Source organism: Brachybacterium kimchii, assembly GCF_023373525.1.
In the GTDB taxonomy this organism is placed as follows: domain Bacteria; phylum Actinomycetota; class Actinomycetes; order Actinomycetales; family Dermabacteraceae; genus Brachybacterium; species Brachybacterium kimchii.
Map to the genome: position 1 here is coordinate 572,991 of NZ_CP097218.1, position 12,897 is coordinate 585,887.

General features: G+C 71.9%; 11 protein-coding genes. 4 read left to right on the top strand and 7 right to left on the bottom strand.

Going from position 1 to position 12,897, the window contains the following annotated elements; genetic code table 11:
• The first annotated feature begins 4 nt into the window (after positions 1-4).
• Positions 5-922: a LysR family transcriptional regulator gene (locus M4486_RS02575; protein WP_249479409.1), complete on the top strand. Its 918-nt coding sequence runs from the start codon at positions 5-7 to the stop codon at positions 920-922.
• Between the two features lie 214 nt (positions 923-1,136).
• Here the strand turns inward: M4486_RS02575 and M4486_RS02580 are convergent, their stop codons facing one another.
• Together M4486_RS02580 and M4486_RS02585 are read right to left on the bottom strand one after the other, a co-directional pair.
• Positions 1,137-2,759 carry an HNH endonuclease signature motif containing protein gene (locus M4486_RS02580; protein WP_249479410.1) on the bottom strand — a complete coding sequence of 541 codons (1,623 nt, stop codon included), beginning with the start codon at positions 2,757-2,759 and terminating at the stop codon, positions 1,137-1,139.
• 581 nt (positions 2,760-3,340) lie between these two features.
• The gene (locus M4486_RS02585) at positions 3,341-3,982 is read right to left on the bottom strand and encodes a GNAT family N-acetyltransferase (RefSeq protein WP_249479411.1); all 642 of its coding nucleotides are present in this window, start codon (positions 3,980-3,982) and stop codon (positions 3,341-3,343) included.
• A 163-nt stretch (positions 3,983-4,145) separates the two neighbouring features.
• Between M4486_RS02585 and ligA the strand changes: the two genes are divergently transcribed.
• Together ligA and M4486_RS02595 are read left to right on the top strand one after the other, a co-directional pair.
• Entirely contained in the window at positions 4,146-6,632 is a 2,487-nt protein-coding gene (ligA, locus tag M4486_RS02590; protein ID WP_429798318.1) for an NAD-dependent DNA ligase LigA, read from the top strand.
• 84 nt (positions 6,633-6,716) lie between these two features.
• Positions 6,717-7,496 (top strand): RCC1 domain-containing protein, encoded by a 780-nt coding sequence (locus tag M4486_RS02595; RefSeq protein WP_249479412.1) that lies wholly within the window; start codon positions 6,717-6,719, stop codon positions 7,494-7,496.
• A 22-nt stretch (positions 7,497-7,518) separates the two neighbouring features.
• On the opposite strand, the gene M4486_RS02600 is transcribed toward M4486_RS02595, so the two are convergent.
• The 4 genes from M4486_RS02600 to M4486_RS02615 form a co-directional block, all read right to left on the bottom strand.
• The gene (locus M4486_RS02600) at positions 7,519-8,070 is read right to left on the bottom strand and encodes a GNAT family N-acetyltransferase (RefSeq protein WP_249479413.1); all 552 of its coding nucleotides are present in this window, start codon (positions 8,068-8,070) and stop codon (positions 7,519-7,521) included.
• Between the two features lie 29 nt (positions 8,071-8,099).
• Complete coding sequence (locus M4486_RS02605; RefSeq protein WP_249479414.1) at positions 8,100-8,387, bottom strand: hypothetical protein; 288 nt, start codon at positions 8,385-8,387, stop codon at positions 8,100-8,102.
• Positions 8,388-8,445: 58 nt separating this feature from the next.
• Positions 8,446-10,701 carry a RecQ family ATP-dependent DNA helicase gene (locus M4486_RS02610; protein WP_249479415.1) on the bottom strand — a complete coding sequence of 752 codons (2,256 nt, stop codon included), beginning with the start codon at positions 10,699-10,701 and terminating at the stop codon, positions 8,446-8,448.
• A 141-nt stretch (positions 10,702-10,842) separates the two neighbouring features.
• Positions 10,843-11,028, bottom strand: coding sequence for a hypothetical protein (locus M4486_RS02615; RefSeq protein WP_239201423.1), 186 nt, complete (start codon positions 11,026-11,028; stop codon positions 10,843-10,845).
• A gap of 133 nt (positions 11,029-11,161) precedes the next feature.
• Between M4486_RS02615 and M4486_RS02620 the strand changes: the two genes are divergently transcribed.
• Entirely contained in the window at positions 11,162-12,010 is an 849-nt protein-coding gene (locus M4486_RS02620) for a GNAT family N-acetyltransferase (protein WP_249479416.1), read from the top strand.
• Here the strand turns inward: M4486_RS02620 and M4486_RS02625 are convergent.
• Positions 11,992-12,858: a class I SAM-dependent methyltransferase gene (locus tag M4486_RS02625; RefSeq protein ID WP_249479417.1), complete on the bottom strand. Its 867-nt coding sequence runs from the start codon at positions 12,856-12,858 to the stop codon at positions 11,992-11,994. The two genes, M4486_RS02620 and M4486_RS02625, sit on opposite strands and share 19 nt — an antisense overlap.
• Between the last annotated feature and the right edge of the window lie 39 nt (positions 12,859-12,897).

Here is a 12,897-nt window from a genome sequence, read left to right on the forward strand (position 1 = left end):
CGATATGCCGTTGCATGATGCGTCGAGGCCCGACCTGGCCTCCCTCGAGCTGCTGGTCGCCGTGATCGACCTGGGCAGCGTCTCCGCCGCGGCCTCGGCCCTGGGCCTCGCCCAGCCCAACGCCTCGCGACAGCTCTCCCGTCTCGAGCGACGCCTGGGTGCTCGCCTCGTGGATCGGGGCGCGCGGGGCTCCGAGCCGACGGCCGCGGGCCGCGTCGCCGTGGAGCACGCCCGGCGAGTGCTCGACGCGGCCGACGGGCTCGTCGAGCAGGTCCGCTCGGCCGCTGGCGCCGGGCGGATCCGGATCCTCGCCTCGCAGACGATCGCCGAGCATCTGATGCCCACGTTCCTCGCCGCTCTCGCCGCGGACCAGCCGGGTGTGCCGGTCTCCTTCGAGGTCGAGAACACGGCGGGGGTGATCGCGGCGCTCCGCCGCGGACGCGGCGACCTCGGGTTCGTGGAGGGCCTCGAGGTGCCGCACGAGCTCACCACGCTCGAGGTCGCGCGGGACCGACTGGTCGCAGTGGTCGCTCCGAGGCATCCGTGGGCGCAGGATCGGGACGTGCTCGAGCACGGGATCGATGCCGATCTGCTCGCCGGCACGCCGCTGGTGGTGCGCGAGGAGGGGTCGGGGACGCGCGACGTGCTCACCCGGGCGCTCGCGCCTCGTGAGGTCGCGGCGCCCGCGCTCGAGCTGCACTCGAACGCCGCGGTGCGCACGGCCGTGGCGGGCGGTGCGGGCTGCGCCCTGCTGAGCCGACTGGTGGTCGCCGGGGATCTGCGCGAGGGGCGGCTCGTGGAGGTGCCGGTGAGAGACGTCGAGCTGGAGCGCTCACTGCGGGCCGTGTGGTCGGGCGTGAGGCCGGGACGGCTCGAGGGCGCGCTCCAGGCGCTGATCGCCGACGGTGCTGAGCGCGGGTGATGGGGGACGTGCGTGCGAGGCATGGGCCGATGTGAGTGGTGCGGGCAGAGGATGCACGTGCCCGGGCACGACTCGTACCCGGCGCGCATGCCTTCGCCGAAGAAACAGCGGGTGCAGCGCGACCGGGTGCGGTCGGTGAGATGCCGGTGGTGCGGTGACCGGATGATAGGACGCAGCCGGTCGGATCAGGAGTTGCGCCTCAGGTGCCGTGGATTCAGAACGGTGGAGGCGGCGAGGGGGCCCGTGGTGACGGGGGCGGTGAGCCCGCTGGTGGTGGGGAGCCCGACCCGGACGGCGGGTCAGCACCCGGCGGGTGATCGGTGAGCGAGGGGAGCCCGTCGCGCGCCCGCCGATGCTTGGCGCGGGCGTCGCACAGCTGGTCCCAGGCCCCTTCGAGGTCGGCGACGGTCTCGGCCGTGGCCATGTCCGAGTTGTCCTCGAGGAAGACGCGGAACCTGTCCGCCACGTCCCAGAGCGTGCCCCGTCGGCCGCTGGGGGAGTCCTCGGGCTCGATGCGCACGGGGTCGATGAGCCCCTCGGTCTTCATCGCGTGGTGCTGCCAGCAGAGCATGTGCAGGTTGTCGACCGAGGTCGTGCCGCCGCTCGCGGGATCCTCGTGGTCGTACTCGACGATGTGGTCGGCCTCGGTGGCCGTGGTCGCGGGGCGCGTGCATCCGGGCAGGCCGCACGTGGTCATGCGATCGCACAGGTGCTCGAGCATGGACTGCGTGGGCCGGTAGCGGTCTGCGGGGAGCTGGAGGAACTCGCCGCTGCTGGGATCGGTGAGGATCCGCACCCAGTCGCTCTGGCCGGCGGCGATGTCACGGGCCATGTCCGCCGGGATGGGGATGCGCCCGTCGAGCATGCCGGGGGTGTCGTCCTGGCCGAGCATCGTCATCATCGGCACCAGCACGCCTAGCCGGAAGCGCTCCGCGGGCACGTGGACACCCTGGGTGTCGGGCGTGGTGAGGGTGGTGAGCAGATAGCGGATGTGACCGAGCGAGAGGGGCATGCCGGTGGCGAGGACCTCGCCCTCGGGATCCCAGGGGATCGGGGAACCGTCCTCGAGGGCGTGGCGCTGGGCCCGCTGGACCGCGCGGGCGCTCGCGTCCAGGCGGCGAGCGAAGGAGACGACTTCGTGCGCCGGCCCCTGCACTTCGATGCGGGCGATCCCCGGGGTGTCGTCCGGGAGGAGTTCGACGCGCCGACGGTTCTCGGGCGCGAGATGCGGCGGCAGCTCGCGGCGGGAGAGCAGCCGTGCGATCACCGAGCTCAGGCTGCGCGTGAACTGCTCGGGCGCGATGCCGACGTCCCAGAAGCGCACGGTGAGGTCGACGACCGCCATCTCGTCGTCCGTGAGGCCGCTGGTGCGGGAGAGGAGCTCGGTGAACCAGGACGCCGGGAAGGCGCCCGTCTCGAGGAGGGCGTGCACATGGGGAAGGAGATCGACGGCGCGGTGCGCGTCGCGGATGCGGCGCTGCGCCGCATCGATGGTGCAGCGCAGAGCGGTCGCGACCGCGAGGTCGGCGACACGGACCCTGTCGCGATCCGCATCCGGGAGATGACGGGCCTCCCACTTCGGTGCGAGGAGGAGAAGGGAGCGCGCCAGCTCGCGTGCTTCGTGGACGCCCTGGTCCCAGGTCGTGTGCACCAGTTCGTCGACCTCGATGGTGGGGCTGACCTGGACGTGGCGGGAGGCGTTCTCACGGTTCACCGGGGTCTTCGTCCGCGCCGGGAGAAGTGGCTCGAGCACGACCACATCGCCCGAGGGGAGAGGCTCGAAGAAGTCGGCGCCACCCAAAACGCCCTGGTGGATGCCGGGATCGGTCATCGTCATCGTGCTCACCTCCTCGTGATCGCGAGTGCTGCAGCGGGGTGCCCGAGAGAGCTCGGCTCGAAACTGTGTTCGATATGTCCAGTTTAGGCGATGCCGCCTTCGAAAACCAGTACGAATCGGGCACTGTGGAGAACTCTTCGGTGCGAATGCAGCGCAGTGCGGGAGGTCCTCAGGCCGTCCGTCGCACCGGCTCGACTCGCCGGGGCCGCGTGCATGCGCCGCCGGGCTAGGCTCCGATCCTGTGCGCACCGCCTTCCTCGCCGTCACCTTCGCAGTCGCAGCCCTGATGCTCGGAGCGGCGGCCGTGGTCGCCCTATCGATCTACTCCGGGAACGGCGCGGCTGAGCCTGTGGAAGTCCATGCCACCGCGACGCAGGTGACCCATTTCAGGCGTGGAACGGTCGTCGTCTTCCGCACGGACCGGGGACTCGAGGACACGGTCTCCGGAGGATCCGCGGACGTCGGCGAACACATCACGATCTACCGCTATGGGTCAGGGGAGTACGGATGGGAGCCCCACCCGTCGTCGGCGCCCCTGTGGTTCGCATGTGGGGCAGCCGCGCTGTGCTTGTCGATGCTGCTCATCGGCCTGGACCAGGTGCGCAGGAGCGTGCGCGCGTCGCGGTTGGAGCTCCGTGACCGACGCCGGGGCCGACGTCCCGCACCATGAGAACCCGTCGTCCACGCCTCTCGAGCCCCGCCCCGAGCTCGGTCTCGACGAGCCCTCGCTGGAAGGCCGTGTCGAACTCTCCGCCCTCGACCGTCGAGTCGACGACCCGGAACCCGCAGCGGGCGTAGAAGGGCGCGTTCCACGGCACCTCGGCATAGGTGCGAAGGGTGATCCGCATGTGGTCCCGTCCCGCAGCCCATGCGCACGACGCCTCCACGAGCCCTCGGCCGATGCCGCGGCGGCCGAAGGCGGGCAGCACCGCCAACTGCTCGAGATGCGCCTCCGGCCTGTCCCCGCGAGCGGCGGCCCCGTCGATCTCGAGCACGTGCGCGAAGCCGACGACCCGCTCGTCGGCCCCCGCTCCGCCCCCGACGACGGCGACCAGCAGGACCCCCGGCTCCGCCGCCCGCGCCTCCCCACTCTCGGCGGAGTCCGGACCGAAGGGCTCCGGACCGAAGAGGTCCGCGAACATGGCATCGCCCGCGGCCTCGATCGTCTGGAGGCGATCGAGGTCCTCACGCCTCGCCTCGCGGATCCGCACCGTCTCGTCCATGCCCGCACGATAGGCGTCGAAGCCGGCGGCTGACACGCCGTTTCCCGCGCCCTCCATCTGCACCCTCCGCCAGCCCCGGCCCCTTGCGCCCTCGTCGTGCCGCCCGGCCATCCACGCCCCGTCCGGCCATTGAGCCGTCGGACCCATGGGGGAGAATGGACGGGTGAGTGGACACGACACCCCCGCACCCCAGAACTCGGACACGGACTCTTCGACCGAATCCGTCGAGGACCCGCGCAGCGCGCAGGAGCGCATTGCGGAGCTGACCGCACAGATCGAGCAGGCCATCGAGGACTACTACGTCCACGACGCGCCCACGATGGCCGACGCGCAGTACGACGAGCTCGAACGCGAGCTCAAGGAGCTCGAGGCGAAGAACCCGCAGCTGGCGAAGGCGGACTCGCCCACCCAGACCGTGCACGGCGACGTCGCGGCGGGCTTCGCGCCCGTCGAGCACCTGGAGCGGATGCTGAGCCTGGACAACGCGTTCAGCCTCGAGGAGGTCGACGCCTGGGCGGTCCGGGCCGGCGAGGGCCTGGGGTCGGGGGCCGACGTCCAGTACCTGTGCGAGCTGAAGATCGATGGGCTCGCGATCGACCTGGTCTACGAGGACGGCGTGCTCACGCGAGGTGTCACCCGTGGCGACGGCCGCGTCGGCGAGGACGTCACGGCGAACGTGCGCACGATCGACAACGTGCCCGATCGTCTGGAGACGGACGACCCGCCTGCGGTGCTCGAGGTCCGGGGCGAGGTCTTCTACCCGACGGCCGCGTTCGAGGAGCTCAACGAGCAGCGCCGCGAGGCGGGTCTGCCGGAGTTCGCGAACCCGAGGAACACGGCGGCGGGCTCTCTGCGCCAGAAGGACCCGAACGTGACGGCCTCGCGCGATCTCGCCGTCTACGTCCACGGGATCGGCGTGCACGAGGGCGTCACCCTCGCCTCCCAGTCCGAGGTGTACGAGCAGCTGAAGGCCTGGGGCCTGCCCACCTCGCCGCACTGGCGGGTGCTGGACGCGCTCGCCGACGTGCACGAGTTCATCGAGCACCACGGCGAGCACCGCCACGACGTCGAGCACGAGATCGACGGGATCGTGCTGAAGATCGACTCCTTCGCGCAGCAGCGCCGGCTGGGCTCGACGTCGCGCGCGCCCCGGTGGGCGATCGCCTTCAAGTACCCGCCGGAGGAGGTCACCACGAAGCTCCTGGACATCCAGGTCAACGTGGGACGGACCGGGCGCGTGACGCCCTTCGGCGTCATGGAGCCGGTGAAGGTCGCCGGGTCGACCGTGCAGATGGCGACGCTGCACAACCAGTTCGAGGTCGAGCGCAAGGGCGTGCTGATCGGCGACACCGTGGTGCTGCGAAAGGCCGGGGACGTGATCCCCGAGATCCTGGGGCCGGTCGAGGCGCTGCGCGACGGCAGCGAGCACGCGTTCGAGATGCCCAAGGAGTGCCCCGCCTGCGGCACGCCCATCGGACCGTCGAAGGAGGGCGACAAGGACTGGCGCTGCCCGAACACGAAGTCGTGCCCCAGCCAGGTCACGGGCCGCATCGAGCACGCCGCGTCGCGCGGCGCGTTCGACATCGAGTCCCTCGGCGAGGAGAGCGCGATCGCGCTCACGGACCCGGACAAGCGGCGGGCCGAGGCGCTCGCCGCTCTGCGCGGCGGCCACGTGGTCTACCTGCCGATCCGCTCGGCCGAGGACGCCGAGCTCGAGAACTTCGTGGTGCTCAAGAACGGGCAGGAGGTCCAGGGGGCCGACGGCGTGCCGCTGCTGCGGATCACGCGCGAGGACGACCCGCTGCTGCCCGCGTTGCAGACGCCCGTGGTGACGACGGGCGCGAACCTCTTCGATCTCACCGCCGAGGACCTGCGCGACGTGTTCGTGTGGCAGCCCGAGCGGCGCGACGGCGAGGTGACGGGGGACTGGCGCGTACAGCCGACGTTCTGGTCGCGGCCCACGTTCCGCCACTACAAGCGCGAGAACGCGTGGAAGCAGCAGAAGCCCTCGACCGTCCTGAAGAACACGGAGCTGCTGGCCGACGAGCTCGAGAAGGCCAGGTCCCAGCCGCTGTGGCGGGTGCTGGTCGCCCTCTCCATCCGGCATGTGGGGCCGACGGCCGCACGCTCCCTGGCGACCGCCTACGGGTCCATGGACGCGATCCGCGAGGCCGACCTGGCGCAGCTCACCGAGACCGACGGCGTGGGCGGCATCATCGCCGAAAGCGTCCACGAGTGGTTCGCCGTGGACTGGCACCGCGAGCTCGTCGAGGCATGGGCTGCCTCCGGGGTGCGCATGGCCGACGATGTCGAGGAGGGCTTCGTGAAGACCCTCGAAGGGCTCACGGTCGTGGTCACCGGCGGCCTCGAGGACTTCACGCGCGACGGCGCCAAGGAGGCGATCATCTCCCGGGGCGGCAAGGCCTCCGGATCGGTCTCCAAGAAGACGGATTTCGTGGTGGTGGGCGAGAACGCCGGCTCCAAGGAGGACAAGGCCCGCGACCTCGGCCTCACCATCCTCGACGAAGCGGGGTTCAAGGACCTGCTGGAGAACGGTCCGGCGGACGACGGCTCGTCCGACGAGGAAGGGTCCGACGGCGCGGACGCCGAGGACTCCTCCGACGCCTCCGCAGCAGACCAGAAGAAGTGACCCCGTGACCGCGCCGTCGCGCGCGGCGCGCCGCGTCCTGGCCGCGGTTCCCGGCACTCCCTCGGGCTCCGGGCCGACGGGACCGTGGTCGCCGCCGGCCGTGACCCGTCGGGGGCCGAGCGCGTGCAGGACTGGACGGGCATCGTCTCGGTCGCGGCGGGGAGCGTCCACGTCGCCGCGAACACCGGCCGCGCGCACTCCGTCGCGCTCCGGTCGGACGGCAGCGTCGCCGCGGTCGGCTGGAACACCCATGGCCAGTGCGACGTCGCGGGGTGGAGCGGAGTCTCGGCGATCGCCGCGGGCTGGCGCAGGACCGTAGGCGTGCGGGAGGACGGCACGGTGCTCGCCGTCGGACGCCGGGACGAGGGCGCGTGCGACGTGAGCGCATGGCGCGGCATCGTCGACGCCGCCTGCGGCGACTGGCACACGGTGGGCCTGACCGCTGACGGCACTGCCCGGGCGACGGGGAACAACACCCGGGGCCAGGGCGCCGTGGGCGGCTGGCGCGATCTCGTCGCCGTCGACGCCGGCCACCTGCACACCGTGGGCCTCACCTCGACCGGTCGTGTGCTCATCGCCGGCGACACGGGCGATGGTCGGCACGCCGTCAGCGGGTGGGCGGACGTCGTCGCGATCTCCACCGGCAGTCACCACGTCCTCGGACTGCGGGCCGACGGTCGGGTGCTCGTCGCCGGAGACAGCACGCCGGGCCGGGCGGAGGCCGAGACGTGGGACGACGTCGTCGACCTCGCCGCCGGCCCGCAGCACTCCCTGGCGCTGCGCGCGGACGGCAGCGTGCTCGCGGCGGGGGATGATGCGTGGGGACAGATGGATGTGGGCGAATGGGTGGTGACCACGAGGTAGGGGGTGGTGCGCGCCCGCCGGGTCAGCCCGCGGCGAGGTCCTGCCGGATCAGGCTGAACAGGAGACTGTCGCGGCGATGCCCCTTGAACGGGATGTGCGAGCGCAGTCTGCCCTCGAAGCGGAAGCCGGTGCGTTCTGCCACGCGACGGGATGCGACGTTGTCCGGACCGCACGTGATCTCCAGTCGCTCGAGGCCGAGATTGCCGAGCGCCCATGCGGCGACCAGACGAACCGCGCGCGTGGATGCTCCTCGTCCTCGCGCATCGGGGGTGAGCCAGTAGTCGATGCTGGCGACGGACCGGCTCTTGTCGATGCCGTTCACCGTGATCTCGCCGAGCACAGAGCCGTCCACCGCGGCGGTGATCGCGAAGGCGATGCCCACGCCCTCTTCACGCTGGACCTCGTAGCCATGGATGCGTTCCACGATCTCGCCGTGGAGCAGCGGGTGCCAGTCGGAGAACCGGAGGAACTCGGGATCGGCGAAGGTCGCCGCGTGGGCAGCCGCGTCGTCAGCATGCTCGGCGCGCAGCCGGATCACGCCGTCGGAGAGCGCGGGGCGGGAGATCGAGGACATTCCGGCATCCCATCATGCGCGGGAGCGCGTCAGCCCAGCCCCCTCTGACCCGACCAGCGCGCCGCCGCCTCGCGAGCACCGGCCTCGATCAGCGCGCGGATCTCCGGTGTCTCGGGCACAGGGAAGGACACGTAGCCTCCGCGACCTCCCTCGACGGGGCGCCCGTAGGCCTTGGCAGCGAGCGTGGAATCGGGGAGCAGGCGCACGGTGACGCTCGTGAGCCGGAACTCCTGACCGCGACGGATGTCGGTCCACTGCAGTACCTCAGGGACGGCGATGTTGATCGCCAGCGCGCTGACCTCGACGTCTGATGCCATGCCTCTCGCCTCGTCCTGCCTCGTCGGGTTCGTGGGGATGGAGTGCACGGTATTGCCCTCACGCCTCCTGTGCGAGAGCGAGCGGCAGTACCGGCCCGGAGCCCGCGCGGCGCAGCAGCCGGGCGGCGATCGTCATCGTCCAGCGGGTGTCGATCGCGTCGTCCACGAGCAGGATCGGGGCACCGCCCAGGGCGTCGATCTGCTGCTGGAGCTCGGGGGTGATCACGAAGCGGTCCCAGAGGGCGGCGACGCGGAAGGCGCTGTTGCGGGCACCGTTCAGCGGCGCGGCATCGGCGGCGAGGCCGAGCTGGCCGAGGTCCTCCAGCCGTCCGATGGAGGCGATGCCCGAGGCGAGCGAGCCGACGAGCTGCGGTCGAGTCGTGGAGGGGATCGCGACGACGCCCACGGGGCGCTGCTGCCAGTCCCACTCCTTCAGGACCTCGATGATCCGCGAGCCGATGTTCTGGGGGACGGGGGAGTCGATGCGCCGGCCGTCCTCGTCGGTGCGCAGGAGGCTGCGCAGGGGGACCGCCCAGCCCAGGTCGGACATGCGGGCGATCACGCGGCCCTCCTCGCAGCGCTCGCCCTCCGCGATCTTCCCCTTGGGAGCGGCGCCCTGGAGCCCGCGCATGTGCAGCTGGTCGAGTCCCTGCGGCCACTGCTTGCGGGGCTCGACGGGCACGCCGACGCGGTCCAGGAGGGCCGAGACCTGAGCGTCCGCCGATCCCGCCGGGGCGTCGGCCGACGGGTACCAGGATCCCGCGCACACGTCGCAGCGGCCGCAGGGGACGGCCGTGGTGTCGTCGAGCTGGCGGGCCAGGAATACCATGCGGCACTGCGCGGGATCCGAGGCGACGACGTCGGGGCCTCTCCCGTCGGAACCAAGGCGCTCGTAGGCGAGCATCGCCTGCTGCTCCTCGCGGCGGGTGCGGGCCACGTTCTCGTAGCGATCCGCGTCGTACTCCCAAGGGCGGCCCGTCGCGATCCAGCCGCCCTTGACCGCCTCGACGGCGCCGTCGACCGCGAGGACCTTCAGGAGCAGCTCGAGGGCGGCGCGGCGCACGTCGACGCGCGCCTCGATGGCCGCGGTGCTGAGCGGGGAACCGGCCTCGGCGAGGGCGGTGAGGACCTGGGAGGCGGAATCCTGCGAGGGCATCGAGGCGGTCGCGAAGTACTCCCAGATCGCGCGGTCCTCGCGGCCGGGGAGCAGCAGGACGTCGGCGCTGTCGGTGGCGCGGCCCGCGCGGCCGACCTGCTGGTAGTAGGCGACGGGGGAGCTCGGGGCGCCCAGGTGGATGACGAAGCCGAGGTCCGGCTTGTCGAAGCCCATGCCCAGTGCGCTGGTCGCGGCGAGCGCCTTGATCCGGTTGTCCTTGAGGTCCGCCTCGAGCTGTGCCCGGTCCTCGGCGTCGGTGCGCCCCGTGTAGGCGCGCACGGGCCGTTCTGGGGTGTTCAGCAGGGCGGCGAGATCCTCGGCCGCGGAGACCGTGAGCGTGTAGATGATGCCGGAGCCCTCGAAGGCGTCGAGGTGGCGCACCAGGTAGTCGAGGCGGGCGCGATCGTCGGGCAGGGAGAGGCTGCCCAGGCGCAGCGAGTCCCTGGTGAGCGGACCGCGCAGCGTGAGCACCCCGGGATGCTCGCCCATCGGTGCCGCGTCTGCCGTCGGCCCTCCCTGCGCCGCCACCCCCAGCTGCTCCTCGACGTCGGCGACGACGCGGGAGTTCGCCGTCGCGGTCGTCGCGAGCACGGGCACCTGCGGGCCGAGCTGGGCGACGAGAACGCGCAGCCGCCGGTAGTCGGGACGGAAGTCGTGGCCCCAGTCGGAGATGCAGTGCGCCTCGTCGATCACCAGGAGCCCGCAGCGCTCGATCAGGCGGGGGAGCTGCTCGTCGCGGAAACGGGGGTTGACCAGGCGCTCGGGCGAGACCAGGAGCACGTCGATCTCGTCGGCCGCGAGGGACTGCTCGATCTGCGTCCAGGCCGTCGGGTTCGCAGAGCTGATCGCCTCGGCGCGCACGCCGGCGCGGGCCGCCGCGGCGACCTGGTCGCGCATGAGGGCGATCAGCGGGGAGACGATCAGAGCCGGGCCCGCGCCGCGCCTGCGCTGCAGCAGAGCGGCCAGGAAGTAGACGGCGGACTTGCCCCAGCCCGTGCGCTGGACGACGAGCGCCCGGCGATGCTCGTCCACGAGGGCGGCGATCGCCTCGAACTGGCCGGGATGGAAGGCGGCGTCGGCCCTGCCGGTGAGGTCGCGCAGGGCCTCGAGGGCCTCGGCGTGCAGCTGCGGGTGGGTCTCGGCGGCGCTCGCGGTCATGGGCGTCAGTGTGTCATCGGGTCATGACATCCCGGTGGGAGATCAGGAGCGATGTGCATGGAGGGCCGCTGGGGAGGAACGGCGGCCGACGCGCCGCCCACGCCGCACCTCGCGCACGCCGGAGCATTCGTCCCTTGCGCGTCACTCGCCCCGGTGCATGCGGTCCGACGTGCTCTCGCCCTCGCGCAGCGGGTCCTCCTTGGTCGCGAGCGCCTTGCGCATGCGCGCCTCGAGGATCTGGGCCTCCCGGATCGCGGGGTTGTCGGACAGCTCCTCGCCGTCCTCCGGATCATGGGAGTGGAAGTCGATGTGGGGGTCCACGGACATGCGATCACCTTCAGCGCTGAAGAGGTATCGGGCTCTCGGGGGCGAGATGCCTGATCCTACGCACACGCTCGCGCGAACGTCCTGGATCACGCCCCGGTGCACTGGAGCGGCGCGTTCTCGGTACGATCGATCGATGGCCAGGAAGAGTGCGAAGAACCGGTCCGCGAAGGGCACCGGCACGGCAGGCGCGGGCCCGAAGCCCCTGGGGCCGACGGCTCTCGTGGAGACCCTGGTGGGCGGCTGGCGCCCGCTGTCGAGACTTGACGTGGGCGGCTTCGCCATCCTGCGCTCGCGCGGCATCACCCGTCGCGCGAACAGCATCGTGCCCGTCGACCCGCCCACGGAACCGCAGGCGCTCGAGAACTCTCTCGATCGCGTCCTCGGCCTCGCCGGTGCGTCCGACGATCCCGTGCTCGTCCGGCTCTATCCCGACAGCGGCCACGCCGCCGTCGACCAGGCGCTCGCCGAACGCGGATTCTCCGTCGAGGCGCCCTGCGACGTCCTCGAATTGCCGCTCGGCGCGAAGACCCCCGCGCCCGACCCTCGGGCGACGATCAGCATCGGCCCGCTGCCCGACGACTGGTTCGCCGCATCCTGGCGGCTCTCCCCACGCAGCGGAGAGGGTGCGCGCGAGACGATGCGCGACATCCTCGCCGGGACCCCGGCCGTGCACGTCGGGATCCCGGCCGAGGGCACTGCAGACGGGGAGGGGCGCGCGGAGCCCACAGCGGTGGGAAGGGCGGCTCTCGTCGACCACGGCCGTACCCGCTCCGCCGTGCTCAACCAGATCGCGACCGATCCCGAGCACCGTCGCGAGGGCCTCGCGACCGCAGTCGTTCGCACCCTGGCCGCGGCCTCGCAGGTGCAGGAGGCAGAGCGCGCGCTCCTCGAGGTCGAGTCCGACAATCCCGCGGCGCTCGCCCTCTACCGGAAGCTCGGCTTCCGGCGCCTGGGCGGCTACCACTACCGGGTCCGGAGCTGAGCGCCGGGGACTCGTCCCACCGCGAGCAGATGCGGTGACGCGTCACGGAGACTCCCGTCCATGCTGAATCGTCGTGCGAGACCCATGAGGGCGTCCAGGGAAGGGTCATCAGCCGGGAGGTGCTCTGCGGCGACGCCGATAGGACCCTCGATCCCGTGCACCTCGACCTCCTCGAGACCTGCGGCGCAGAGTTCCGAGGCGAGTTCCGCCGATGTGTGGAAGTGGCCGAACGGGAAGGCGACCTCGGTCGCATCGATCCATCCGTCGGCCAGGAGATCCCTCCAGGCGTCGTCCCATTCCTCGCCCCTGCGCGCATCGTGGTGACCCGCCATCGCTGCCAGATAGGTGTCCGTGAAGGACGAGAGCCGCGAGATGCCGGCCGCCAGGACGGTTCCGCCCGGCCGGGTGATCCGGCGCGCTTCAGCGAGGGCGCGATCCCGATCGTCGGCGTGCGCCAGGTGATAGAGCGGACCGAGCAGGAGCACGAGGTCCTGCGTGTCGTCCTCCACGGGCAGCTCCCGGGCATCGCCGATCTGCGCGAAGACCCCGGGGATGCCCTCGGCCAGGCGCACCTGCTCGGGCACTGGATCCACGAGCGTCACGACATGGCCCTGCTCCGCCAGGGGAGCGGCGTGGATGCCGGTCGCCCCGCCCACGTCGGCGATGCGCAGCGCGGGTCGGCGGGACGAGTCGACCAGGCGAGCGATCTCGACCCCGACGATCTCCTGCGTGCGACGGAACTCGAGCACACCGCCCGCGGTGGAGCGGAGTCTTCTCGCCTCCCGCCCGAGCCCGTAGTACTCGAGCACCCGGGCATCGATGCGTGCCTGCTGGGGTCGCTGTGTCATCTGCGCATCGTAGATGGGGCCGGTCCACCCATCCCGCGA

Bases quoted from the DNA above. Each gene is read 5' to 3' on its own strand.
- M4486_RS02620 (WP_249479416.1), top strand. From the start codon at position 11,162: ATGGCCAGGAAGAGTGCGAAGAACCGGTCCGCGAAGGGCACCGGCACG.
- M4486_RS02615 (WP_239201423.1), bottom strand. From the start codon at position 11,028: ATGTCCGTGGACCCCCACATCGACTTCCACTCCCATGATCCGGAGGAC.
- M4486_RS02610 (WP_249479415.1), bottom strand. From the start codon at position 10,701: ATGACCGCGAGCGCCGCCGAGACCCACCCGCAGCTGCACGCCGAGGCC.
- M4486_RS02625 (WP_249479417.1), bottom strand. From the start codon at position 12,858: ATGACACAGCGACCCCAGCAGGCACGCATCGATGCCCGGGTGCTCGAG.
- M4486_RS02575 (WP_249479409.1), top strand. From the start codon at position 5: ATGCCGTTGCATGATGCGTCGAGGCCCGACCTGGCCTCCCTCGAGCTG.
- M4486_RS02605 (WP_249479414.1), bottom strand. From the start codon at position 8,387: ATGGCATCAGACGTCGAGGTCAGCGCGCTGGCGATCAACATCGCCGTC.
- M4486_RS02585 (WP_249479411.1), bottom strand. From the start codon at position 3,982: ATGGACGAGACGGTGCGGATCCGCGAGGCGAGGCGTGAGGACCTCGAT.
- M4486_RS02600 (WP_249479413.1), bottom strand. From the start codon at position 8,070: ATGTCCTCGATCTCCCGCCCCGCGCTCTCCGACGGCGTGATCCGGCTG.
- M4486_RS02580 (WP_249479410.1), bottom strand. From the start codon at position 2,759: ATGACGATGACCGATCCCGGCATCCACCAGGGCGTTTTGGGTGGCGCC.